The following is a 22,683-nucleotide window of genomic DNA, read 5'->3' on the forward strand; positions in this document are numbered from 1 at the left end:
CCGACATAAGGGGCCGTAGCAAAATAACCTGGACTGCACATGTCATTTTGGCACGGCCCCTAACCAGCGCAGGGACTGGTCCAGCAGGTCCCGGCCGAAGGCGCCGGATTTCTCGGGATGGGGCTGGAAGCCCAGCACCCGGCCATGGGCCGCCACGGCGGTGAAGGGGCGGCCGTGATCCGCGGTGAGCACGGTGCTGCCGCCGACTTCCAGCGCATAGCTGTGGACGAAGTACAGCCAGCCGGCGCCACCGTCCTGGAAGGCCGGATGGGCGGAGGCCTGCGAGGTCCTGGACCAGCCCATGTGGGGCACTTTCACGCCCGGGCCGAGGCGGCGCACGATCCCCGGGAACACGCCCAGACCCGTCGTCTCCGGAGCTTCTTCACTGCCTTCGGCCAGCAACTGCAGGCCGACGCAGATGCCCAGCAGGGGCTTGCCCTGGCGGATCCTGGATGCCAGCGCGGCCCACCAGCCGCGTCGCTGCAGATTGCGCTGGGCAGAGCCGTAGTGGCCGTCGCCGGGCAGCAGCCAGAGGCCGCCTTCCGCGGCATGGGCGGGCGTTTCGGCCCGCTGGTGGGTGTAGCCAAGGACATCCAGCGCCCCTTCCAGGGACGTCAGGTTGCCCGCGCCGTAATCCAGCAGCGTGATCATGTGGTCAAGGTCCCCTTGGTGCTGGGGAGTTCGTCGCCCTGCACGCGGACCGCCTGCTTCAGGGCCCGGGCGAGGGCCTTGAACAGCCCTTCGATCTTGTGGTGGGTGTTCTCGCCGTAGAGTACTGCGGCGTGGAGATTGAACGCGCCGCGGGCGCTAAAGGCCTGGAAGAATTCCCGCACCATCTCCACCTGGAAGCCGTTTCCGAGCATGATCTTCGGCAGCTCCGCCTGGAACACGCAGTAGGGCCGGCCGCTGAGATCCACCACCACGCGCGCCAGGGTTTCATCCATGGGCACATGGGCCTCGCCCCACCGGGCGATGCCCCGGCGGTCGCCCAGGGCCTCCCGCAACGCATCGCCCAGGCACAAGCCCACATCCTCCACCAAGTGGTGGCTGTCCACCTGCAAGTCCCCGGTGGCTTCGATCTCCAGGCCGAACCCGCCGTGCCGGGCGAGCTGCATGAGCATGTGGTCGAAATAGCCGAGGCCTGTGGAAATGCGCGCGTCTCCTCCCTCGAGGCAGAGGCTCAGGGTGATGTTCGTTTCATTCGTGGCGCGGTGCAGGGAGGTGGCTCTCATGGTCGCTCCTGGAGCAGGGGAAGCAGGTCGAGCAGCGTGGGCGCCGAAAGGTCCTGGGGATCCCGGAAGAGATCGCGGTCGGCCCCCACCGCCGCAAAACGCCAACGGAGATCCGGCCGGAGTTCCCGGGCCGAACGCAGACAGGCTGCGTCATCGCGGGTGTCGCCCACGAAGGTGATGGCCTCGGCGCGGAAGGCGTCGGCCAGTTGCAGAAGCCCGCTGGGAGAGGGCTTGCGAAGATGGGGGGCCGCATCGGCGAGGGCGGGCAGCCGCCATCCCAGCACGTCGAAGGCCATGGCCAGTTCCTCCGGCGGACGGCCCGTGAGGATGGCCAGATCGCACCCGAGGGAACGCAGGGCCTCCAGCTCGATCAAGGGCTTTTCCAGTTTGCAGGTCTCGGCGTAGTGCTGCTGGACCACTCTCTGGGCGGGCGGTTCCCGCCGTTGGATCTCGGATTCAAACTCCGGGAAGCCGACGCCGCCTGCGGTCCAAAGGCGCTCCATGGCGCCGTGCTCCGCCAGCACCCAGGCGGCGGAGCAGAGGCGGAAGTCATTGTTGAAACCGCCCACCCGCTTGAAGGCGCGGAAATGCTCGTCGGTCCAGGATAGTCCGGGCACCAGCTCGGCCAGTGCGCGGCTCACGGCCTCCATGAAACTGCGGTCGGCCTCGATGAGCACGCCGTCCACATCGAGCACGAGCAAAGCCCGGCGGGTGCGTGGCGAGGCTGCGGCCAAGGTCGCCTTCAGGGCCGCCGCGGTGCGACGGACCACCTCCTCCGTCCCGATTCCCACCCGGGCCGCGTTCGACCCGGGCAGGGCCCGGGCCAGCAAGCCAGCCTCCTGCAACGCCGGCGCTGGGTCTGGGGAGATGTGCAGGAAATTGGCGGCGCTCGGGGCGACCTCGCGATCCGGCAGCGAGGCCCTCAGGCGATCCCTCAGATCGGCCGTGGAGAAGATCCGCGATTCAAATTCCGCCGCGAAGTCCAGGGCCACATCCAGGGCTTCCAGGCTGGCCGCTGGGATCGAATAGGGCAGTTGCAGCGCGGCCAGTCTGCGGACCAAGGACGGGTCTCCCATCAGGTAGCCCAGGCGCCAGCTCGCCGAGGCCAGGGCCTTGCTGAAAGTGCGCAGCAGGAGCAGGTTCGGATAGCGGTCCACGGCCAGCCGATGGGTCTGCGGCGCGAATTCCGCATAGGCCTCGTCCAGCACCACCAACGGCGGCTCGGGGCGCGCGGCGGCGGCCTCCAGCAGGGGCTCCAGGTCATCGGGTGAAAGCCAGGCGCCGGTCGGATTGTTGGGCAGGGTGATCCAGAGCTGCCGGCAGTCCAGGGCCGTGAACCAGGGCTCCAACGGAAATCCGGTGCCCATGTCCAAGGGGCGCACCTGGCCCTGGTGGCGCCGCACCAGCATGGGGTAGAGGCTGAAGCCCGGCGAAGGGATGGCTACTGTGTCTCCGGGACGGAGGCCCGCCAGGGCCACATGATCCAGAAGATTTCCGCTCGACGGTCCCAGCAGCAGGCCGCCTTCCGGCGCGCCCAGCCGCAGTCGCAGGCGTTCCGCGAGCTCCGCCTGGCGTTCGGGATACTGCTGGAAGGGCAGATCTCGGAGCCGCGCCAACAGGGCTTCCTTGGCCGCGCTAGGCCAGTCGTCGGCTGCCTCGTTCATGTGCAGGCGCACCAGGCCCGCAGGCTCTGAAGGCCGCGAATAGGCTGGTGTTTCATCAAGATCGGGTCGTAGGAAGGACATTCAGGAATCCGTGGGCGAGGTCCGGTGAAGGTGGTAGTTATTTTTAACGGCGGCTTAACCGCGAAAGGCGCGAAAGTACGCGAATTCAAGAACATGATTTTTCGCGAATTTTCGTGATTTTCGCGGTTTCAACTATTTTTCAATGCCTACGATGCTCCGCGCTCAGAGCATGGTGGTAAAGCCCTTCCGCTTGGGCCAGGCGCTGGACCCAAGGGGCCATGGAAGCCGCATCTTCGGCACTGAGGTGGATCAGGCTTTGACGCTTCAGAAAGGTCGCGACGCCCAGCGGGCTCGAATACCGGGCAGTGCGGCTGGTGGGCAGCACGTGGTTGGGGCCCGCGCCATAATCGCCGAAGGCTTCGCCGCTGCTGGGTCCGAGGAACAGGGCGCCGGCGGTGGTCAGGAAAGGCACCCAGGTTTCGGGGTCGCCCACCGCCAATTCCAGGTGCTCCGGCGCCCACTCCTGGGCGAAGGCGATGGCCTGTTCCCGGGTGGCGCAGATGAGCAGGCCGTGGGCGGAAAGGCTCTGTTCCAGAATGGCGCGGCGGGGCGAAACCGCCGCCCGGGCCTCCAATTCGACTGCGACCCGGTCCAGCAGGGACTGCTCCTCGGAAACCAGCACCGCCGCAGCGTCCGGATCATGTTCGGCCTGGGCGAGCAGGTCCTCGGCCAGCACCGCGGCCTCCGCACTGCCGTCCGCAATGATGAGCAGCTCGGTGGGGCCGGCCACGGAATCGATGCCGCAGCGGCCCTGGAGCTGGCGTTTGGCTTCAGCGACGAACCGATTGCCAGGACCCGCGATAAGGTCCACCGCCGGTTCCCCGAAGGCGAGCCAGGCCACCGCCTGGGCGCCGCCCAGGGTGTAGATTTCATCCAGCCCCAGCAGCGCCGCGGTGGCCAGCACGAGTGGATCTGGCCCTTCGGCCTTGGGCGGTGTCACCGCCACGATGCGGCGGACGCCTGCGACTTGGGCCGGGATCACGGTCATGGCGAGGGTCGATGGGTAGAAAGCGCGGCCGCCGGGGACGTACAGCCCCACGCGGGCGAGCGGCACCCAGCGTTCCCCCACGGTGCCGCCCCCGGGCAGGACCAGGTTCAGGTCGGAAACGCAGCGGCGCTGGCCCTCCGCAAAGCGGCGCACATTGGCGATGAGGGATTCCAGGGCTTCGAGGAGTTCCGGGGCCGAGGCCCTGAGATCCGCCAGGGCCTTCCTCAAATCACCCGCGGGCACCCGTAGTCCGTCCGGATCCAGGCGCAGGCCGTCGAAAGCCTCGGTGTATCTGAGCACCGCGGCCAGACCCTCCTGGCGCACGTCCGCCAGGATCCTTGAAACCCGTTCCTGGGTGTCCTGCTCAACCTCCGCATCCCTGCTCAGTCTCGCCACCAGGTCGGAAATCCCACCGGGCAGCTGGGCCCGGTCAATCAGTCGGATGGAGTGGATGAAGCAACACCTGTGTACCTCGCGGGTGGAAAGGGAATCGTCTCAGGCGGAGCGGAAGGCAGCAAGCAGAATTACGCGGTCCCCGCGAACACCGGCGAAAAACGATGCTCGGGCCGTTTCCGGCTTCCGGCGGCAGTTTCGGGCAGTTCGGCCCAGGTCCAGGCGTCAGGCTGTTCCAGGATCGCTTTGGCCAGCTCCACGTGCAGGGCGTGCCCCGCGGCATGGGCTTCCACGAATCCTGCCAGGGGCGCCCCCAGCAAGGCTAGGTCGCCGATGAGGTCGAGCATCTTGTGGCGCACGGCTTCATCCTCAAAGCGCAGCACCTCGTTCAGGGGGCCGTCTGAACCGAAGACCAGGGCGTTGTCCAGGCTGCCGCCCAGGGCCAAGCCCCTGGCCCGCATGGTGCCGATCTCTTCTTCCAGGCAGAAGGTGCGGGCGGTGCCCACTTCCCGCCGGTATTTGTCCGGCGTGAGGCTGATCTCGCGGCTCTGGCGGCCGATGGCCGGGTGGTCGAAATCGATGGTGTATCGGATCCGCAGCCCGAACCCCAGGACCGGGGAGACCCGGATCCACTTGTCATGCTGGCGGACCTCCACCGGGTGGTTGATCTTGATGAAGCGGCGCTGGCCCGCGAGGGTCTGGACCCCAGCCTGGAGGATGGCCGAAACCCAGGGCTCGGCGCTCCCATCCAGGATCGGGAGTTCTTCGGCATCGAGTTCGATGAGCAGATGGTCCACTTCCAGGCCCACCAGGGCGGACAGCAGATGCTCCACGGTCTGAAGGCGGATGCCATCCTTCACCAGGGTGGTGGCCAGGGTCAGGTCCCCCGCCAGCTTCGCATTCACAGGGATATCGGTGCCCGAGGGCAGGTGGCGGAACACCAGGCCGGTGGCGCGATCCACCGGGACGAGCCGCACCGTGCAGGGTTGGTTGCCATGAAGTCCGTTGCCCTGGAGGCTCACAGGGACCGCCAAGGTCTGGGGGCGAGGGTTGCGGTTCCAAATCGTCATGAGAAAAATATCAGCAATATTAATGCCAATTAATAATTATTGATTTAATTATATTTAAATACAATTATTTGTCTCAAATCGTGGTTTTAGCGCCCACACTCTGTGGCCTGGTTCCAATCTTCCGCGGTGGTGATTTTCAAGTTGGAACCCGGAGATGGCACCATCAGGACCCGCAATCCGAGCGCTTCCAGCAGGGCCACATCATCGGTGGCTTCGAATCCCGTTTCCGCTGCCCAGGCAAAGGCCCGCCGCCAGGTGCCCAGCCGGGCGGCCTGTGGTGTCTGCGCCCGGAAAATGGCTTCCCGGGGGACTGTCTCCAACACCTGGCCCTGATGGTCCACCCGTTTCAGGGTGTCCGTGGAGGCCTCGCCCAGCAGGGCTCCGTCCCAGGCTCCGAGGGCGCGGATGGCCGCCATGATCGGAACCGCTGGCGGGAAGGGCCGGACGGCATCGTGGATGAGGACGGTGGAACCGGGTTCATCCGGAAGCGCTGAAAGGGCCGCCAGGACCGAGGCCTGACGGGAGGGACCGCCCTCCACGATCCAGGTCCGCACACCCAGATCCCAGCGCTTGGCCTCGTCCATGCGATCCGGAGGAACCGCCAACGAAATGCCCGCAAGGGCGGGCATCCCGGGCTGGAGAAAGGCCTCGAGGGTGGCCATCAGCAAGGGTCTGCCGCCAAAATCCCGGAATTGCTTGGGTACGCCCCCGCCCATGCGTTCCCCACGGCCGCCTGCGGGGATGACCAGATAGAGGTTAGCGCTGGCGGGTGATGAAGGGTTCGACACCACGGTCCTTGAAGAACTTGGCGACCTTGTCCGCGGCCTGTTCGGCATCCGACAGGTGGAGGTAGGTGCCGGCCCGCACGCGCTTCACCGGGCGGCCGTCCCGGGCGACGCCATCCAGCAGGCTCACGGGTCCGAAGGCGCCCAGTTCGAGTTCCCGGCTCAGGCGTTCGATATTGGCCTTCTCGGCCAGGGCGGCGACCTGGATGGTGTAGGGATTCAACTTGTCCAGGGCCGGGTCCAGCGCCTTCGGGGCCCCGGTATCGTCCACGGTCCGGATCGAGACCTGGGTGAAGCCGTCCGCCAGGAATCCCAGGTCCAGGGCCGCGCGCTTGGAAAGGTCGAGGATCCGCCCCTTCGCGAAAGGCCCCCGGTCATTCACTTTCACGACCACCCGCTTCCCGTTGTCCAGGTTCTCGACTTCCAGGTAGGTGCCCAAGGGCAGGGTGCGATGGGCGCAGGTCAGGTCCTTGGGGTTGAACAGTTCGCCGCTGGCCGTGGGCTTTCCGGAAAAGCCGTCGCCGTTGCCGCCATACCAGCTGGCTTCGCCGGTTTCCTCGTAGCCTCGAGCGGTGGAGGTCGCGGTGTTGGGCCGGTGGCTGCTCCGGCGCGCGGCGGGAGCGACGGCGATCCGGCTGCAGTGCAGCGTGAAGAGGAGACCGAGGGCCGCAGCCGAGGAGGGTGTGAATCGCCGCACCTTGCCCAGGAGGCCGCCGCCGGGGTGTTGGGAGGTAGCGGAGGCCAGACGGATTTCCACCTGGCGGGTCCAGATCAGACCCGCAGTCTTTCCGTTCATGGCCAGGGGCTGGGTCATGCATCTCCGGATAGCTGAAACCGTCGGCACGGTCTATCTGGCTAGTTTACCGGAATGCCTTGAGAAGTAAAGGGAAAATGCCCGGATTCACCCTATTTAAGGCGCGCTCATTGCTTGCCGTCACTGCTTCTCGGGGATCTCGGCCACCAGGAAGGGGCGGGGCTTGTTGCCCCCGGAAACGAAGACGGGAGGCAGGATTTTGATGCGCGCTTCCGCCTGTTCGCGGGACTGGAAAGACCCGCTGAAGATTTGTGTGCAAATTTTATTATCATTCATTTTAATCGGAAGCACGTAGTAGGGGATTCCTGCGCCATCCAGCAGCTTGGCCGCGTTTTGAACGGTCTCCTTCATGCAGGCGATTTCCAGGCGCAGGGTCCAGGCGTTTTTCGGAAGGCTGGCCTTGTGGGCCTTGCCTTGGGCATAGGATCTGCTCAGGTTGGGATCTTCCCGTATGGAAACCCTGGGGGTGACGGGCCCGGTCTTGGGGGAAGGAACCGATGCGGAGGCGCTGGCCGGAGGCTCGGTCTTCGTGGCTTTCGGGGGCTCCGGCGCCAGGTCAGGCGGAGGCGTGGGGCCGTAGGTGGACGTGGGCATGGTCTCCGGCGCCGAAGATTTCACTCCGCCTTTGCTGTCGGCGGAAGGGACTACCAGTTCGTGGGGCGGCAGATTGGAGGATCTGCGGGTCCACCAGTAGCTGGCGAGCGTGCCTCCTCCCACCAGCAGGATCAATCCAAGGATGATTCCCCACTTGATTCCGCCCGGGGCCGCCTCGGCCGGAGGCCCGGCGATGGAATGGCTTGGGGGCTCTTCGATTTCCGGCGGAAGCCGGAGCACGGGGATGGGAATGTTCGGCGTGGGCATGATGGCCTGGCCCGATTCGACCGTGTACGAAAGGGGAACCTGATCGCCGCTGTTGGGCGGGGGCAGGGCCTGGTCGTCTTCCTCATCGTCGCCTGGAAACCCAGGGTCGACCGGGACGTTGGAATCCCGGGAGTCTTCGGAATGCCAGGTCGCCTTGATGCGATCCAGGGCTGAAGAGAGATGGTCCAGGTTATGGGTGGGCGAGGAGGCGGCCTGGATGCTGTGGAAGAGCGGTGGGGTCGGAGACGGTTGTTCATCGAGCCCAGCGGGCGGTTCCGGAACCTCCGACAGGCTGATGATCGGTGGGATCAGGGAGGGCGTTTCCTCCGGCGATGCCGGGAGCGTGGCGGGGGTGGCGAGGGCATCCTCGCCACCGAGCGGCAGCTCGAGCAGATCCTGGGTGGAGGGCTCCGGCTGGTCCTGCAGATGCCCCCAGCCCATCTCCCGCAGGAAGAGCACGAAAGCCCCAAGCCGCACCGGTTCCGCGGCGGCGTCCCGGCTCAGTTCAAGCAGGGTGCGGCGTCCGTTGATGAGGCTGGGGATTCTCGCCAAGTCGGCGGGGAGTTCCAGGCCGTTCAGCCTCAACCGATCCAGCACCATGACCTGCGACAGGGGGCCCAGCAATTCCAGCAGCCGTTCCCGGTCCTTCAGATTCAACAGGCCGCCCAGGAGCAGGGCCGGGGTATCCAGGCTCAGCCGGACCACGGTGGCGTCCAGGGCCTTGGCCATGAAGACCGGAGCCACGTTGGCGGTGCCGATGGCGCCCCACACGACCCGCTCCACCTGGAGCTTGGCCATGTCCAGCAGGTCCCGCTGGGTGATGAAGCCGAGCTGGATGAGGTTCTTCCCGACGCTCATGCCTGGCTGGAGGTTGGCCATGGCGTAGTCCATCTGATCCTGGGTCAGGCGGCCTTTTTCCACCAGGAGGTGGGTCAACCGGTCCAGGGGATGGGTGCTCTGGGCGAAGACGATGCGGCCCTGGTCGAAAAAGATGTTCCGCTGGGGATCGGTGCCCAGGCGCCATTGTCCGGTGGCCCCTTCGCGGTGGCGCTGGAAGAGGTCCTGGAGGGCCGAAAGCGTCGTCATTTGACCACCCAGCGCTGAAGCTTGAGCTTCCCGACCTTGACCAGCAGCTTCATCGCAGTCTTCAGGGCCAGCCGGAACGAGGGATCTGATATTTTTTCCCCGTCGAGGCTCACGGCGCCCTGGGAAATGAGCCGCTCGGCTTCCTTGCGCGACGAAGCGAGGCCCCGTTCCACCAGCAGGCGGGCCAGTTGGATCTCGCCCTCGGTGGGATCCACGTCCACTTCCGGCGCATCGGCTGTCTGGCGTTCGGAGAACCGCTTGGTCCAGCGTTCCTCCGCCTGGGCGGCCTCGGCGGCGCCATGGAATTGGCTGACGATCTCCAGCGCCAAAGCCTTTTTGGCATCCATCGGATGGCCGGCCTTCATGGCTTCGATCTCCGCGGGCAGCTTGTCCGTGAGCAGCAGCCACCAATCCCACATGGTGCTGTCGCTGATGCTCATGGTCTTGCCGAATTGCGTGTCAGCATCCTCCATGAATCCGATGTAGTTGCCGAGGCTCTTCGACATCTTTTCCACGCCATCCATGCCCAGCAGCAGGGGTACCGTCAGCACCACCTGGGGCTGCTGTCCCGAGGCATCCTGGAGGTCCCGGCCGCGCATGAGATTGAAGAGCTGGTCGTTGCCGCCCAGTTCCACATCGGCTTTGAGGGCCACGCTGTCGTAGGCCTGCACCAGCGGATAGAGCAGCTCGTGGAAGCTGATGGGCTGCTGGTCCGCCATGCGCTTCTGGAAATCGTTGCGTTCGAGCAGCTGGGCCAGGGTGAACTTCGAGGCCAGCCGGATCCAATCCTCGCCTTTCAGCGCGCCCATCCATTCGCTGTTGAAGCGGATTTCCGTTTTTTCCGGATCCAGGACCTTGAAGACCTGGTGTTTATACGTTTCCGCATTGGCCAGGACTTCCTCCTGGGTGAGGGCGGGGCGCGTGGCCTTCTTGCCGGTGGGATCCCCGATCAATCCCGTGAAATCGCCGATGAGGAAGATGACCGTGTGGCCGAGTTTCTGGAACTGGGCCATCTTCCGAAGCAGCACGCCGTGGCCGAGATGCAGGTCCGGCGCGGTGGGGTCGAAGCCCGCCTTCACCCGGAGCGGCGCGCCCTTGGCCAGCTTGGCCTTCAATAATTCACGGGTATGGCAGGTCACCGTGCCCTTGAGCAGCAATTCCAGGGTGTCGGAAGTCAGTGCGACAGCAGTCATCCTTGAATCTTCGCGTAAAACCGGTTCATCAGCTAGCGCACCGTGAATTCGATGAGCTGATGGCTGTTCGGATCGCCGGTGGATTTGGGGCCATCCCAGGCGATCCGCACATGCCTTCCGCTGGGAAAGCGGTAGCTCAACCAGCCTCCTCCGACCCTTTGGGTGTATTGCAGATCATGGCTGTCGAGGTCCGGCATCGCCTCTGGGACGGGTTCCAACTCCGGCCGCCAGCCTCTGACTGCCTCCAGGAACTTGGCCTCGGAAGGATACTGCTCGGCGAGTTTCGGGTTGGCGGCGTAGAAGGCCTTCGCGCCCTCGTCGGTCCGGATCTGTTCCACAGCCCTCCGCAGGAAAATCCATTCATCCTGGATCTTCTTCTGCACCATGCCCTTGATCTGCCGCTTGAAGCCTTCAGGGTCCTGCTTGATCCTGTGTTGGAGATAGAGCGATCCGCCCACGCAGGTGCAGAGCAGAACCAGCACCGCGATCCCGCAGCCCAAGCTGATTTTCAGCCAGGTGGCCATCCCGCTTTTGATCGGGGCGTCCCTCCCGCCGTTGTCCCAGCTGGAATCCGCCATCAATTCACCGAGATCATCTGCAGCCGCCCGTTCTCCCAGCGGCTGGCGATGGCGGCGCCGCGGTTGTTGGTGTAGCCCAGCTCCACCTTGCGGAAGCCACCGTTCACCTGGACGTTGTAGCTGATCTTCCCTGTGAAAAGGCTGGGCATCTCCGAGGGCAGGGGCTCGAGTTTCGGGCGCCAGAGCCTGGCCTGCTGCAGGAAGTTCTCCTCCGAAGGATAGGCCTGCCAGAGGTCGGGATTCGCCTGATAGAGCGCCCTGGCCCCCTCGTCGCTCTGCAGTTGTTGGACAGCCTCTTTCAACTGGGCCCATTCACGGCCGTCCATGGTCTTGCCGATGGCCCGGGCGCAGGTGGTCCCCAGCACCACACACCCTCCCAGGCCCAGCAGAAAGATGACTCCGCAGCCCATGGCCACTTTGGCCCAGGTGGACATGCCCTGTTTCCGCTGCATGGGTTGGCCGCCATTGTCCCAACTCGAATCCGCCATGGCTTGCTCCTTCATTCAGTCCAGTCTAGCGAAAGTGCCAGCAACGATCCGTTCTCCCATTTCGTGGCGATCCGGAGGCCCTTCGAATTCCGGTAGGCGATCCAGGCCAGACGCGCCTTCCCGCGATCCTGGACCGTGCACGTAGCCCGGCCCCACAGGGCTCGCGGAACATGGGAGGGCAGGGGCTCCAGCTTGGGGCGGACCTGGGCCACCAGGCGCAGGAAGTCGGCCTCCGTGGAGCAGCCCTGGATGCGTCCGCCAACCTGGAGGTAGAGCGCCTTGGCGCCCTCATCGTCCTGCATCTGGTCCACCATCTGCCGAAGTCGAGGCCATTCCCGCTGCTCCACCGCGGCCGCGGAAGTCCGCTGCAGATCGAAGAGCCCGAACAAGGCCAGGCAAGCGAAGGCAAGCAGAACCAGGCCTAGCGTCGCGAAGGTCAGTTTCCATTTCAATTGCTTGAAGGTGGGCGGGCGCCTGGCCCGCAGCCCTTCGAGCGTTCCGTCCCCGGATGTCATCATCAGCGCATCAGAGGAGATTGCTGGCAAGCTCCGCCAATTTGCTGCGCTCGCCTTTGGTCAGGGTCACATGGCCGCTCACATCCTGGCGCTTGAAATGCTCCGCGAGGAAGCTCAGGCCGTTGGTGCTGGCGTCCACATAGGGATTGTCGATCTGCTGCGGATCACCGGTGAACACCACCTTGGTGCCTTCTCCGGCCCGCGTGAGGATGGTTTTCACCTCATGGGGCGTGAGGTTCTGGGCCTCGTCCACGATCATGTACTGTTCCGGAATGGATCGTCCCCGGATGTAGGTGAGCGGCTCGATGCTGAGGTAGCCGCCTTCTTCAAGCTGGCCTGCCGTGAGCGTCGAGCGCCGGCGCATGTCCATGTTGGCGGCCACAATGAAATCCAGGTTGTCGTAGATGGGCTGCATGTAGGGCCGCAGCTTTTCGTCCACGTCTCCGGGCAGGTAGCCCAGGTCCCGGCCCATGGGCATGACCGGGCGGCTCACCAGCAGCTTGTGGTAGCGCTCATCATCCACGACCTGCACCAGGCCCGCGGCGATGGCCAGCAGCGTCTTGCCGGTTCCGGCCTTGCCCAGCAGGGTGACCACCTGGACGGAATCGTCCAGGAGCAATTCCAGGGCGAACTGCTGTTCGCGGTTGCGGGGCTTGATGCCCCACGGGGGCTGCTCCAGGCGCTTGATGGGATGGATGAGCCCGTCGGACTGGTAGAAGCGGCCCAGGGCCGTATGGCTGGGATTGGCCCGGTCCTGGAGGGTGATGAACTGGTTGGGATTCAGGCGGTGGTCCTCGGGCGGAGCCATGCCCTTGTCGAAGAGCTGGTCGATCTGGGCGCCGTCCACATCCATGGTGGAGGTGCCGGTGTAGAGCTCCTCCAGCTCCACCATGTCGGTGGTGTAGTCCTCAGCCAGCAGGCCCGCCGCATCCGCCTTGATGCGCAGGTTCGAATCCTTGGTGACCAGGACGACTTTTTCTTTGCGGGACTTCAGCAGGGACTGGGCGCAGGCCAGGATATGGTTGTCCGCGTGGTGCTTGTCCAGGCTGGGAATGCCCAGGTCCAGCGGATGCATGGCCACATCCACTTTCACGGTGCCGCCGCCGTCCATCTTGACGCCCACGCTCAGGCTGCCCTTTTCCCGCAGGCGGTCCAGTTGGCGGGATACGGTCCGGGCATTCCGGCCGATCTCGGTCTGGTCCTTCTTGAAGTGGTCGATCTCCTCGATAACCACGATGGGAATCACCACATCGTGTTCCTGGAAATGGAAAATCGCGTTGGGGTCGTGCAATAGGACGTTGGTGTCGAGTACGAAGATTTTCTTGCTCGATGCGGCCAATCTTGCCTCCGATTGTTGTGGGGAGCCTACCACTGACTCCCATTATGGTCACCCCGAATGCCATCATCATGCGATGCTTAATTGCCCTTTGGATTTCGGAGACCCCCATGAGGATTCCCCTGATGACCTTGCTCGCCGCCACCGCGCTCATGGCCCAGACCCCCTTCAAATACCCCGAAACCCGGCGGGAGGCCGTGGTGGACGAGTACTTCGGCACGAAGGTGGCGGATCCCTACCGCTGGCTGGAAGATGACAATGCAGCGGACACCAAGGCCTGGGTGGAAGCCCAGAACAAGGTGACCCGCGCGTACCTGGATGCCATTCCCGAACGTGGGGCCATCAAGGCACGGCTCACGAAGCTCTGGAATTACGAGCGCTTCGGAGTGCCCTTCAAGCGCGGCGGCCAGTATTTCTATAACCGCAACGACGGACTGCAGAACCAGGCCGTGCTCTTCGTGACCGGAGACTTGAAGGATGGCGGCCGCGTTTTGCTGGATCCCAACACCTTGAGCAAGGACGGCACCATCGCCCTGAGCAGCATCTCGGCCAGCGAGGATGGCAAGCTGCTGGCCTATGGCATCTCCGTGGGCGGCAGCGACTGGATCACCTGGAAGGTGCGGGACGTGGCCACGGGCAAAGACCTCGAAGATGAAATCCAATGGTCCAAGTTCAGCGGCGCCTCCTGGGCGAAGGATGGCTCTGGGTTCTACTACAGCGCCTACGCGGCTCCCGCCAAGGGCGATGCGATGAAAGGCGTGAACAAGAACCAGAAGGTCCATTTCCACAAGATCGGGACCAAGCAGGCCCAGGACGTCCTGGTCTACGAACGCCCCGACCACCCGGACTGGGGCCTGGGCGCCCAGGTCACCGAGGACGGCCGGTGGCTCCTGATCCACCAAAGCGAAGGCACCGAAAACAAGAACCGGATCTTCCTGAAGGATCTGTCCCTGCCCGGCTCCGCCATCGAGCCCTTCCTTGATCATTTCGACGCGGACTACAGCGTGGTCGGAAATGACGGCGATCTGTTCTACGTCAGCACCGACAAGGACGCCCCCCGGCACAAGCTGGTGGCCATCAAGCGGGGCCGGCCCGAGAGCAAGGACTGGAAGACGCTGATCGCCCAGGGGAAAGACGTGCTGCGGTCCGTGGATCTCATCGACAACCGCCTGGTGGTGGTCTGGATGCACGACGCCAACGAAAAGGTCGAGGTCTTCGGCTTGGACGGCAAGAAACAGCGGAACATCGCGCTGCCGACCCTCGGCACCGTTGGCGGCTTCAGCGGGCGCCGCCTGGACAAGGAGGGCTTCTACGCCTTCACGTCCTTCACCTATCCGAGCACGGTCTACCGGTTCGATTTCACCACGGGGAAATCATCGGTGTTCAAGCGCCCGAAAGTCGATTTCAAGCCCGAGGCCTTCGAGACGAAGCAGGTCTTTTTCAAATCCAAGGATGGGACGAAGATCCCCATGTTCCTGGTGTCCAAGAAGGGCCTGGAGCTGGATGGCCAGAATCCGACGCTGCTCTACGGCTATGGCGGTTTCGACATCTCGCTGACGCCCAGCTTCGGCGTCCAGACCCTCACCTGGCTTGAAATGGGCGGCGTCTATGCGCTCGCCAACCTCCGGGGCGGCGGCGAGTATGGCTCCGAGTGGCACGATGCGGGCCGCCTGCAGCGCAAGCAGAACGTGTTCGACGATTTCATCTCCGCGGCCGAATGGCTCATCAGCCATAAATACACGTCCACCCCCAAACTCGCCATCCGCGGAGGCAGCAACGGCGGGCTGCTGGTGGGCGCCTGCATGACCCAGCGGCCGGATCTTTTCGGCGCCTGCCTGCCGCATGTGGGAGTCATGGACATGCTCCGCTTCCACAAGTTCACCATCGGCTGGGCCTGGAAGAGCGATTATGGGAGCAGCGAAACCAAAGCCGATTTCGATTCGTTGATCAAGTACAGCCCGCTCCAGAACCTGAAGCCCGGCGTGAAGTATCCGCCCACGCTGGTGTTCACTGGCGACCATGATGACCGCGTGGTGCCCGCCCACAGCTTCAAGTTCGCGGCCCAGCTCCAGGCCGACCAGTCGGGCCCGGCCCCTGCGCTGATCCGCATCGAGACCAATGCCGGCCACGGCGCTGGCAAGCCCACCGCCAAACTCATCGATGAAGCCGCCGATGAATGGGCCTTCGCCGCCAAGTCGCTCGGCATCAAGATCAGCCTCAACCCTTGATCCCGCGCCCCTTTCAGGGCACACTTACCCATTCGGCCGGTGTAGCTCAGGGGTAGAGCAGCTGATTCGTAATCAGCAGGTCGGGGGTTCAAATCCCTTCGCCGGCTCCAAAGATCGCAGTGGGAGGAACGAGAATTCAGCCCACTGCTTCTGCGTATGCGGTCCCGGGATTTGAACCCCCGATCGGGATGGCGCGCAGGTAGGGCAAGCCACGGGGGCGTAGGTTTGGGTGTGGTGGGGGGGTTGTAATGGGAGTGGGGGTGGGGGGGGGGAGGGGGGTTCAAATCCTTGGCTCCAAAGATCGCAGTGGGAGGAACGAGAATTCAGCCCACTGCTTCTGCGTATGCGGTCCCGGGATTTGAACCCCCGATCGGGATGGCGCGCAGGTAGGGAGCCACGGGGCGCGTAGCGTTCCGTGGCGGTCGCCGCAGGCGATGCCCGTGCGCAGCCAGCCCGCGGCCGGAGGCGGGGTTCAAATCCCTTCGCCGGCTCCAAAGATCGCAGTGGGAGGAACGAGAATTCAGCCCACTGCTTCTGCGTATGCGGTCCCGGGATTTGAACCCCCGATCGGGATGGCGCGCAGGTAGGGCAAGCCACGGGGCGCGTAGCGTTCCGTGGCGGTCGCCGCAGGCGATGCCCGTGCGCAGCCAGCCCGCGGCCGGAGGCGGGGTTCAAATCCCTTCGCCGGCTCCAAAGATCGCAGTGGGAGGAACGAGAGTTCAGCCCACTGCTTCTGCGTATGCGGTCCCGGGATTTGAACCCCCGATCGGGATGGCGCGCAGGTAGGGCAAGCCACGGGGCGCGCAGCGTTCCGGGGCGGTCGCCGCAGGCGATGCCCGTGCGCAGCCAGCCCGCGGCCGGAGGCGGGGTTCAAATCCCTTCGCCGGCTCCAAAGATCGCAGTGGGAGGAACGAGAGTTCAGCCCACTGCTTCTGCGTATGCGGTCCCGGGATTTGAACCCCCGATCGGGATGGCGCGCAGGTAGGGCAAGCCACGGGGCGCGCAGCGTTCCGGGGCGGTCGCCGCAGGCGATGCCCGTGCGCAGCCAGCCCGCGGCCGGAGGCGGGGTTCAAATCCCTTCGCCGGCTCCAGAAAAGGCAAAAGGGCTACAGCAATGTGGCTCTTTTGCTTTTTACGGGACAAGCTGTGGAAATTCGAGATTGCGATCCTATTTCCCGGTCAGCTCATCCGCCAGTTGGCCGGCGTCCATGATCTTCCGCAGCGCTTCCAGGATGGCGCGGGCATCGGTGGCCACGGCGCGTTTGGTGTCCGCGTCGTAGACGTAGTAGCCGCCCTGTCCTTCGTACACGCTGTCGAAATTGATGCCGACGAATTCGCCCTTCACGTTCAGCACCGGACTGCCGCTGTTGCCGCCCACGGTGTCGCAGGCGTAGATGAAGTTGAAGGGCGTGCTGAGGTCGAGTTTGGATTGCCGGTCCAGCCAGCGCTGGGGCAGCGTCCAGGCCCCGTCCTCCGCGGCCAGGGCATTGCCGCCCCAGCCCAGATGGCGGTCGTACATCCCCATGAAGGTCGTGAAAGGCTGGGCCTTGGTGCCGGTGCCGGTCGCATAGGTGGTGACGGGCCCGAATCCCAGGCGCAGCGTGAACGTAGCATCGGGATAGAGCGTTTTGCCGAAAGCCTTGAAGCGGGCCTCGGCGATGCGGGCGCCGTGTTCGCTGAACACGCTGGTGACCTCATCCTCCCACTGCTTCCGCGCGGCCCGGTTCAGCAGGTCGAGTTTTTTCGCGAGCAGGATCATGGGATCGACACTGGCCTCGATTGCGGCCTTGCCACCCTCGGCGAGCTGCTTGCGAGCAGCGGGATCGTTCAGGTTCGTGCCTTCCACGGCGGCCTTGGCGACGGCCTCGGGCGTCAGGCCTCCCAGCATGGCCTTCACGAAGGGATGGGCGGCCCCCAACTCATCCGCGGCTTCGCGCAGGCCAGCGGCGAGACGCGCGGCTTCCACGGGTTTTTCAATTGGCCGGGGCGAGGCCAGCCTTGTCCGGGTGGCCTTCAGGTTTCCGTCTGAGAATTCGATGAGCCGTTTCTCCGAAGGCTTGGCGGCTTCGTCCGGCAGACGCACCAGCGTCAGGGCATGGCCCAGGAGCGCCACGCTGCGGGGACCCATGAAGGTGTAGGCCTTCAGCATCGCCTTCTGGCGTTCCACCGCCTGCGCCACGCGCGACCAGCTTTCGCCGACCCTGGCCTGCTGGGCGGAATCCTTGGCCACGGCGGCCCTCAAGGCTGCTTCACCGTCCAGGACCTTGCGCAGGTTTTCGGATTTCGAAAGCCCCAGCAACTGGCCTGAGAGCCGCTTGAAGCCGTTTTCGATGCCGTAGATGGCATCTGCTGCAAGGCGCCGGGCCTCGGGCGAAGTCGCGGACAAAACCTGGAGCGCCTGCTTCTGCCGCGCCATGGACCGGAGCTGGAAGGGGATCCCGAAATCCCGCGCATAAGTCATCTGGGCGTGGGTCTGCTGCCGGAAGGTGGTGCCGGGATGGCCCGAAATGAAGGTGAGCTCGCCGATGGCGGCGCCCTTGGGCTGGAAAGGCAGAAAGGCGGCGGGCCGGTAGGGCTTGCCGTCCTGGTAGACGCGGAAGAGGGAGAAGTCCAGGTTGTGGCGCGGGTAGGTGTAGTTGTCCGGATCGCCGCCGAAGGCCGCCACCTGCAACTCCGGCGCGGCCACCAGGCGCACGTCCGTGAATTTCTGATACCGGTAGAGCCAGTACTCGCCGCCCTGGTAAAGGCTCACGGGTTCGCAGGTGAGGCCGGTCTTCGCCTCTTCGGCTTTCCGGATCTCGCCCAGGGCGTTGCGGCGGGCCGTGAGCGCATCTTTGTCCGCGGTGCCTGGCTTCACGGCGCCGTTCACCCGCGCCGTCACATCCTCCATGGACACGAGCATCATCAACTCGAGGCCGGGCACCTTGATCTCCTGATCGCGCGAATGGGCGGCGAACCCATCCTTCACCAGATCCACCTTCGCCGTGGACACCTGGGCGATGGCGTCGCGGCCCACATGGTGATTGGTGACCACCAGGCCGTCTTGGCTCACAAAAGCCCCGGTGCCGCCTGGGAAGCGCAGCGTGGCCAATTGCAGCCGCTTCAGCCAGGCCGTGTCCAATTCGACGCCGTACTTGGCTTTGATGGTCTTGGCGGGGATGTTGTCGAAGGTCCACATGCCCTCATCGGCTTGGAGCCCGGACATGGCGACAACAGCGAAGAGGAGGGGCGGGAGGCGCATGGGGGATCCAGAAAAAGCAATTCGGATGAAGACACTCTGTGGCTGGAGGCTCGGAAGATCGGCGAAGCAAAGGGTCCATTTTGAGCCGCAGACAGCATCCACGATAGGGAATTTAATGGCTCATGCCGTCGACCGGCCGCCTGGACCTTCATCGACTTGACGTGCCGGTGAAGGGTGCAATGCTGATTCCATCGCCCTGATCCTGGCCATTCCGGGCTGAATCAGTGCCCACATTACCTGCGCTCATCCATCGAGACCATCCGGCTTTTTCGCAATGCCACGTTTCAAGCTTTTTCATCCACGGGAAGGGGACACGCCAGTGATGCTCACAGCGCGGTCCTGCCCGTGACTTGGACGCGATGCGCCAGGAGGCGACATGCATTCGGCCCTGAAACAAATCCTGATCGGCGCGCTCATCGCGGTCACTGCCGTGTCCTGCCGTCCCAAGGAGCAGGCTGCCAAGGGCATGCCGATGGCCCAACTGCTCCAGGCGGGAATCTGCCCTGTGGAGGTTAGCGGATTGTCCCGCTCCATCGGGCCGGTGCCGGCCTTCCAGGTGACGCTGCGCAATCTCTCCGACCGCAAAGTGGATAGCATCCGCTGGACGGTCCTGGTCTTCAAGGGGGACGGATCCTTGGTGGACGGTGGCAAAGGCGAAGGCGGCTATGGCGAGTATCCGGGCATCGCGCCCGGCAGCGCGGTCCAAGGAATGTTTCCGGCGGGCTCGGATGCGGCAGCCACGGCCCGGCTCGTGATCCGGGATATCGTGTACACGGACAAGGTGATGGACATGGAAATCGCCAAGAAGTGGAGCAACGCCAACCACGACGCCGAGGTCCAGAAAGTCCTCGGGAAGCGATAGGAGCTGGCCGTGACCAGGACAAGCGCGGTTCGCCTCATCCAGACCGTGATCTGCCGACCGGCCAGCGCTTCGGGCACGGAGCCGCTTGGGCCGTCCAAGGGGAGATTCTGATGGCGGCGGCGCTGGTGCCCTGTCTCGTCCTGCCTGCGGATGGCCGTCGTTTCACACTCTCGGAAGGTCTGACCGTCGGCCGGGCCCAGGACAATGGCATTTTCATCGAGGATTCCAGCGTCTCCACCCACCACGCGGTCTTCCACAAGGTGGACGAACGCTGGACGGTGAAGGATCTCAATTCCACCAACGGCACCTGGCTCAATGGCGTCCGGATCCAGGGCATGGCCACCTTGTCCGAGGGCGATTCCCTGAAATTGGGCGCTATCCAATTGAAGATTGAAGGGCTCGCGCCTCCTCGGCCCGAAGCCAGGGCGGCCATGCCGCCCCCGCTTCCCGCGACGGTGTTGCCGCCACCCCTGCCGCCCGTCCAGCCGCCTCAGCGCCCTTTTTCCCCGCCCCCGCTGCCTTCGCCGGTGGCGGCTCCGCCGCCCTTGCCCGTTCGCCGGCCCGTGGCTGGCGGAAAATCCCACACCGGACTCTGGATCACCCTGGGCGCAGGTGTCGTGTTGCTGCTGGGCGGAGCCTGGTTTTTGTGGAGCGGCCTGATCCAAGGCGGGAACCTGCGGGGCGTCCTGGCCTTCCGCGAAAACGCCGGGAAGAACCCACGAGAGGCCTTCGCCGAAGCCATGGCTCCGAAGCGGTTGACGGAGCTCAACCAGGCGCTATGGCCCACGGTGGAACCCGAGGCGGGATGGACCTACTTCTTCCGCACCTGCGTGATGGCCGGCGGTCCGCGCATCGGCAAGCGCCAGGCGGTGCTCTTCTACCATCCCTGGTCCGACACGGCCCTGGTGACCCAGTGGGAGGGCCAGGAAAAGCTCACCGACATGGAAATGGTGCCTGGCGAAGCGCTGCGCAGGGGCGGAGCGCCTCCCTACGGGGGAACGCTCGGGTGGACGCGCCTCCAGGCCTACGCGCCGCCGGCGGTGGGGATGGTGACCGCCCAGACCCTCAAGGCTTTCGAAAAGGCTTTTGCCGCGAATACGTCTTTTGAAGCGGCGCTTCCCTGGCTGGCGAAGGCCCAGGCCCGCGAAGCCTGCCGTGTGGCGTGCAGCCTCCAATTCGCCCAGGTGGTGAAGTCCCTGGCCACCTTCAGCGCCTCCTACGACCAGCCTGCCCGCCTCGCGTTCATCCGGCTGCTGGCCATGGGAGAAGCGGCCATCGCCAAGGCTCCGGATACGCCATCGGACTCCGCGAAGGCCCTTCGGAATCTGCCCGGCAAGGCCTGGTCGGGTTTCCAGCCCACGGCCCTCGTGGACACGGATACCCGGGTGCTGGTCATGGCCCACCATCGGGAAAGTCCGGACCTGTTTCTGGGGGTGGTCTTCCGCCGGGACGGCGCGGAGCTCATTCCCGAACGCATGGACCTCATGAGCTTCAACGCCTGCTACGGAGCGCTGAAATGAGACGCCCGACCATCATGTTCTCACTGGCAATCGCCCTCGTCCTTCCGGCCTGGTGGCTCGTGGCCCAGGGCACCGCCGGGGATTCCGCGCATCTGGACCCGATCCTGAACGTCAATCCCGAAGATGGCAGCAAGGCCTTGTGGGATGCCATGGAAACCGTGGGCACCACGGTGACCACCGCCAAGACCGAAGGCGTGGACAAGACGCTGGAGACAGCCCAGAAGGCTTTCGAAGACGCCGCCAAGGGCAATCGCCATGCGGCCAAGCAGATGTCCGGTGCCACCAAGGGCGCCGATGCCCGGGCCTGGCAGGCTGGCCAGTCGGGAAAGGCGAATACCATCCGGAAGATCCGCATTGTGGGGGATCTGATCGAAATCTTCGACGCCTTCAGTTCCGCCGGAGGCTATCTGGCGGAGGGCGACACCACCGGAGCCGCCGCGATCTTCATCAATGCTCTGGGCAAGAAGGGGGCGGCGGGCCTGGGGGCTGCGGGAGGCAGCATCGCGGGACCTGCAGGGGCGATCGTGGGCGCGGAGGGCGGAGGCCAGGCCTATGACGCCTACGTGGCGGCCAAGGTGACCAAGCTGGCCGACGATAAGCGGAATCAGGATGCCCGCGACGCCAACCTCGGGTTTGCCATGACCGGGCGCTATGCGGGGCAGGTCACCTGGGTCACCACGCCCCAGTACGACGCCAGCACCGGCGCGCCTCCCATCACGTTCCGATTCCAAGGCCCCATGACCGCAGACGTGGACCGGGAGGGCAACCTGAAGATGCATTACGAGCTCAAGGGCAACATGGAAGGCCTCGGAATGGCCGGGGCGACGATGGGCATCGGCATGACCATGCAGATGAGCGTCAGCGCAGACCTGGCGGGCAAGGCCAAGGATGGCGTTTTCCAGGCCAAGGGCCATTCGTCCGGCACCTCCCAGTTCAACGTGGATTACAGAGGCCATGCCGGCGCACCGGCCAACCAGAGCCAGACCAGCACCGGCAGCGGTCCCGTGGAAGGCAGCGGGTCCTACACGCGGGAGACGCTCACGGGCACCATCACCTCCATCGGTGTGAAGGCCAAGCCCATCGCCTTCACGCTCACCAAGCAACGGTCCTGATGGTCTATTCCCGCGAAGAATGGGATTGGATGGAGGCGGAGTGGGCCTACCACCTGCATGGGCGGAGCGCCTTCCTGAGCAGCGAGGATTTCCGCCAGCTCCAGGTGTGGGAAGGCGAAAGCGTTCCGGCGGAACTCATCGTCAACGCCATGGGCGCCTACTTCGAACGGCGCGCCCGGCGGCCCCGCCCGAGAGCCTTCGTGAAGGTGGAACACATCGCCAAGGATGTGGCCAAAGGCCTGAAGACGAGGGAGGCCCTCCAGCGCGGCGAGGCGGCCGCCGCGGATTTCGGCGCCTGGTCCGGAGTCTCGGAGCCATTGCGCTCGGACCCGAAAGCCCGCATCGCCTTTGAAACCTGGCAGCGGCTAAAGGCTTCGGCGCCCCCGCCGGACGCGCCGGGTTTCCTGGATCATTTCGATGCGGAAAGATCGGCGCGGAAGGCTCTGCTGGCGCTGGCGGAGGCCCAGCTGGGAGCCGGCCAGGAATCCATCCGGAAGGAGCTGGAGGAACGGCTGATGGAGGCCCAGCTCATGCCTGGTTCGCTGGTGTGGAAACGGGCCTACCAGCATCATTGGGATCTCCGCGTGGCGGAAGCCTTCGGCATTCCAACCTAGAATGGATGCTTTCCCGCGGAGT

Annotated in this window: 19 protein-coding genes and 1 tRNA gene; 6 read left to right on the top strand and 14 right to left on the bottom strand. The window is 64.9% G+C overall.

Annotated features, from left to right (window positions below; genetic code table 11):
• Positions 1-42: 42 nt before the first annotated feature.
• The 13 genes from hisH to IPQ13_00930 all read right to left on the bottom strand — a co-directional run bounded on the left by hisH (position 43) and on the right by IPQ13_00930 (position 13,087).
• A complete protein-coding gene (gene hisH, locus IPQ13_00870; GenBank protein ID MBL0209459.1) occupies positions 43-651 on the bottom strand; it encodes an imidazole glycerol phosphate synthase subunit HisH in 609 nt (202 codons plus the stop codon).
• The gene (gene hisB / locus IPQ13_00875; protein MBL0209460.1) at positions 648-1,232 is read right to left on the bottom strand and encodes an imidazoleglycerol-phosphate dehydratase HisB; all 585 of its coding nucleotides are present in this window, start codon (positions 1,230-1,232) and stop codon (positions 648-650) included. Before hisB ends, hisH begins: the two co-directional genes overlap by 4 nt.
• On the bottom strand, positions 1,229-2,977 hold the full coding sequence (locus IPQ13_00880; GenBank protein MBL0209461.1) for an aminotransferase class I/II-fold pyridoxal phosphate-dependent enzyme: 1,749 nt from the start codon (positions 2,975-2,977) through the stop codon (positions 1,229-1,231). The genes hisB and IPQ13_00880 overlap by 4 nt, the downstream gene beginning before the upstream one ends.
• A 139-nt stretch (positions 2,978-3,116) precedes the next feature.
• Positions 3,117-4,361 carry a histidinol dehydrogenase gene (hisD, locus tag IPQ13_00885; GenBank protein MBL0209462.1) on the bottom strand — a complete coding sequence of 415 codons (1,245 nt, stop codon included), beginning with the start codon at positions 4,359-4,361 and terminating at the stop codon, positions 3,117-3,119.
• 128 nt (positions 4,362-4,489) lie between these two features.
• The gene (gene lpxC / locus IPQ13_00890; protein MBL0209463.1) at positions 4,490-5,428 is read right to left on the bottom strand and encodes a UDP-3-O-[3-hydroxymyristoyl] N-acetylglucosamine deacetylase; all 939 of its coding nucleotides are present in this window, start codon (positions 5,426-5,428) and stop codon (positions 4,490-4,492) included.
• Positions 5,429-5,514: 86 nt separating this feature from the next.
• Positions 5,515-6,144 (bottom strand): 2-C-methyl-D-erythritol 4-phosphate cytidylyltransferase, encoded by a 630-nt coding sequence (locus tag IPQ13_00895; protein ID MBL0209464.1) that lies wholly within the window; start codon positions 6,142-6,144, stop codon positions 5,515-5,517.
• Positions 6,145-6,184: 40 nt separating this feature from the next.
• Positions 6,185-7,027: a septal ring lytic transglycosylase RlpA family protein gene (locus tag IPQ13_00900; protein ID MBL0209465.1), complete on the bottom strand. Its 843-nt coding sequence runs from the start codon at positions 7,025-7,027 to the stop codon at positions 6,185-6,187.
• 120 nt (positions 7,028-7,147) lie between these two features.
• The gene (locus IPQ13_00905) at positions 7,148-8,974 is read right to left on the bottom strand and encodes a hypothetical protein (GenBank protein ID MBL0209466.1); all 1,827 of its coding nucleotides are present in this window, start codon (positions 8,972-8,974) and stop codon (positions 7,148-7,150) included.
• Positions 8,971-10,167 carry a tyrosine--tRNA ligase gene (locus IPQ13_00910; GenBank protein ID MBL0209467.1) on the bottom strand — a complete coding sequence of 399 codons (1,197 nt, stop codon included), beginning with the start codon at positions 10,165-10,167 and terminating at the stop codon, positions 8,971-8,973. Before IPQ13_00910 ends, IPQ13_00905 begins: the two co-directional genes overlap by 4 nt.
• Positions 10,168-10,199: 32 nt before the next feature.
• Positions 10,200-10,745 carry a hypothetical protein gene (locus IPQ13_00915; protein ID MBL0209468.1) on the bottom strand — a complete coding sequence of 182 codons (546 nt, stop codon included), beginning with the start codon at positions 10,743-10,745 and terminating at the stop codon, positions 10,200-10,202.
• Complete coding sequence (locus IPQ13_00920; GenBank protein ID MBL0209469.1) at positions 10,745-11,233, bottom strand: hypothetical protein; 489 nt, start codon at positions 11,231-11,233, stop codon at positions 10,745-10,747. Before IPQ13_00920 ends, IPQ13_00915 begins: the two co-directional genes overlap by 1 nt.
• Before the next feature lie 11 nt (positions 11,234-11,244).
• The gene (locus IPQ13_00925) at positions 11,245-11,751 is read right to left on the bottom strand and encodes a hypothetical protein (protein ID MBL0209470.1); all 507 of its coding nucleotides are present in this window, start codon (positions 11,749-11,751) and stop codon (positions 11,245-11,247) included.
• A gap of 7 nt (positions 11,752-11,758) precedes the next feature.
• Positions 11,759-13,087, bottom strand: a complete 1,329-nt coding sequence (locus tag IPQ13_00930) for a PhoH family protein (protein ID MBL0209471.1) — start codon at positions 13,085-13,087, stop codon at positions 11,759-11,761.
• A gap of 122 nt (positions 13,088-13,209) precedes the next feature.
• Here IPQ13_00930 and IPQ13_00935 point away from each other — a divergent pair, with 122 nt between their 5' ends.
• A complete protein-coding gene (locus IPQ13_00935) occupies positions 13,210-15,312 on the top strand; it encodes a S9 family peptidase (protein MBL0209472.1) in 2,103 nt (700 codons plus the stop codon).
• A 35-nt stretch (positions 15,313-15,347) separates the two neighbouring features.
• A tRNA-Thr gene (locus IPQ13_00940) sits at positions 15,348-15,422 on the top strand.
• A 1,058-nt stretch (positions 15,423-16,480) separates the two neighbouring features.
• Here IPQ13_00940 and IPQ13_00945 read toward each other — a convergent pair.
• On the bottom strand, positions 16,481-18,553 hold the full coding sequence (locus tag IPQ13_00945) for a S46 family peptidase (protein MBL0209473.1): 2,073 nt from the start codon (positions 18,551-18,553) through the stop codon (positions 16,481-16,483).
• 376 nt (positions 18,554-18,929) lie between these two features.
• On the opposite strand from IPQ13_00945, the gene IPQ13_00950 reads away from it, so the two are divergent.
• From IPQ13_00950 to IPQ13_00965, 4 genes are all read left to right on the top strand, one after another.
• A complete protein-coding gene (locus tag IPQ13_00950; protein ID MBL0209474.1) occupies positions 18,930-19,415 on the top strand; it encodes a hypothetical protein in 486 nt (161 codons plus the stop codon).
• Between the two features lie 110 nt (positions 19,416-19,525).
• Complete coding sequence (locus IPQ13_00955) at positions 19,526-20,935, top strand: FHA domain-containing protein (GenBank protein MBL0209475.1); 1,410 nt, start codon at positions 19,526-19,528, stop codon at positions 20,933-20,935.
• On the top strand, positions 20,932-22,047 hold the full coding sequence (locus tag IPQ13_00960) for a hypothetical protein (GenBank protein MBL0209476.1): 1,116 nt from the start codon (positions 20,932-20,934) through the stop codon (positions 22,045-22,047). The genes IPQ13_00955 and IPQ13_00960 overlap by 4 nt, the downstream gene beginning before the upstream one ends.
• Positions 22,047-22,661, top strand: a complete 615-nt coding sequence (locus IPQ13_00965; GenBank protein MBL0209477.1) for a hypothetical protein — start codon at positions 22,047-22,049, stop codon at positions 22,659-22,661. Before IPQ13_00960 ends, IPQ13_00965 begins: the two co-directional genes overlap by 1 nt.
• Positions 22,662-22,683 lie beyond the last annotated feature (22 nt).

The sequence above is a fragment of the Holophagaceae bacterium genome (assembly GCA_016720465.1).
In the GTDB taxonomy this organism is placed as follows: domain Bacteria; phylum Acidobacteriota; class Holophagae; order Holophagales; family Holophagaceae; genus JANXPB01.

Bases quoted from the DNA above. Each gene is read 5' to 3' on its own strand.
- IPQ13_00900 (MBL0209465.1), bottom strand. From the start codon at position 7,027: ATGACCCAGCCCCTGGCCATGAACGGAAAGACTGCGGGTCTGATCTGG.
- IPQ13_00905 (MBL0209466.1), bottom strand. From the start codon at position 8,974: ATGACGACGCTTTCGGCCCTCCAGGACCTCTTCCAGCGCCACCGCGAA.
- IPQ13_00950 (MBL0209474.1), top strand. From the start codon at position 18,930: ATGCATTCGGCCCTGAAACAAATCCTGATCGGCGCGCTCATCGCGGTC.
- hisB (MBL0209460.1), bottom strand. From the start codon at position 1,232: ATGAGAGCCACCTCCCTGCACCGCGCCACGAATGAAACGAACATCACC.
- IPQ13_00880 (MBL0209461.1), bottom strand. From the start codon at position 2,977: ATGTCCTTCCTACGACCCGATCTTGATGAAACACCAGCCTATTCGCGG.
- IPQ13_00955 (MBL0209475.1), top strand. From the start codon at position 19,526: ATGGCGGCGGCGCTGGTGCCCTGTCTCGTCCTGCCTGCGGATGGCCGT.
- IPQ13_00965 (MBL0209477.1), top strand. From the start codon at position 22,047: ATGGTCTATTCCCGCGAAGAATGGGATTGGATGGAGGCGGAGTGGGCC.
- hisH (MBL0209459.1), bottom strand. From the start codon at position 651: ATGATCACGCTGCTGGATTACGGCGCGGGCAACCTGACGTCCCTGGAA.
- IPQ13_00895 (MBL0209464.1), bottom strand. From the start codon at position 6,144: ATGGGCGGGGGCGTACCCAAGCAATTCCGGGATTTTGGCGGCAGACCC.
- lpxC (MBL0209463.1), bottom strand. From the start codon at position 5,428: ATGACGATTTGGAACCGCAACCCTCGCCCCCAGACCTTGGCGGTCCCT.
- IPQ13_00945 (MBL0209473.1), bottom strand. From the start codon at position 18,553: ATGCGCCTCCCGCCCCTCCTCTTCGCTGTTGTCGCCATGTCCGGGCTC.
- IPQ13_00925 (MBL0209470.1), bottom strand. From the start codon at position 11,751: ATGATGACATCCGGGGACGGAACGCTCGAAGGGCTGCGGGCCAGGCGC.
- IPQ13_00920 (MBL0209469.1), bottom strand. From the start codon at position 11,233: ATGGCGGATTCGAGTTGGGACAATGGCGGCCAACCCATGCAGCGGAAA.
- IPQ13_00960 (MBL0209476.1), top strand. From the start codon at position 20,932: ATGAGACGCCCGACCATCATGTTCTCACTGGCAATCGCCCTCGTCCTT.
- IPQ13_00915 (MBL0209468.1), bottom strand. From the start codon at position 10,745: ATGGCGGATTCCAGCTGGGACAACGGCGGGAGGGACGCCCCGATCAAA.
- IPQ13_00910 (MBL0209467.1), bottom strand. From the start codon at position 10,167: ATGACTGCTGTCGCACTGACTTCCGACACCCTGGAATTGCTGCTCAAG.
- IPQ13_00935 (MBL0209472.1), top strand. From the start codon at position 13,210: ATGACCTTGCTCGCCGCCACCGCGCTCATGGCCCAGACCCCCTTCAAA.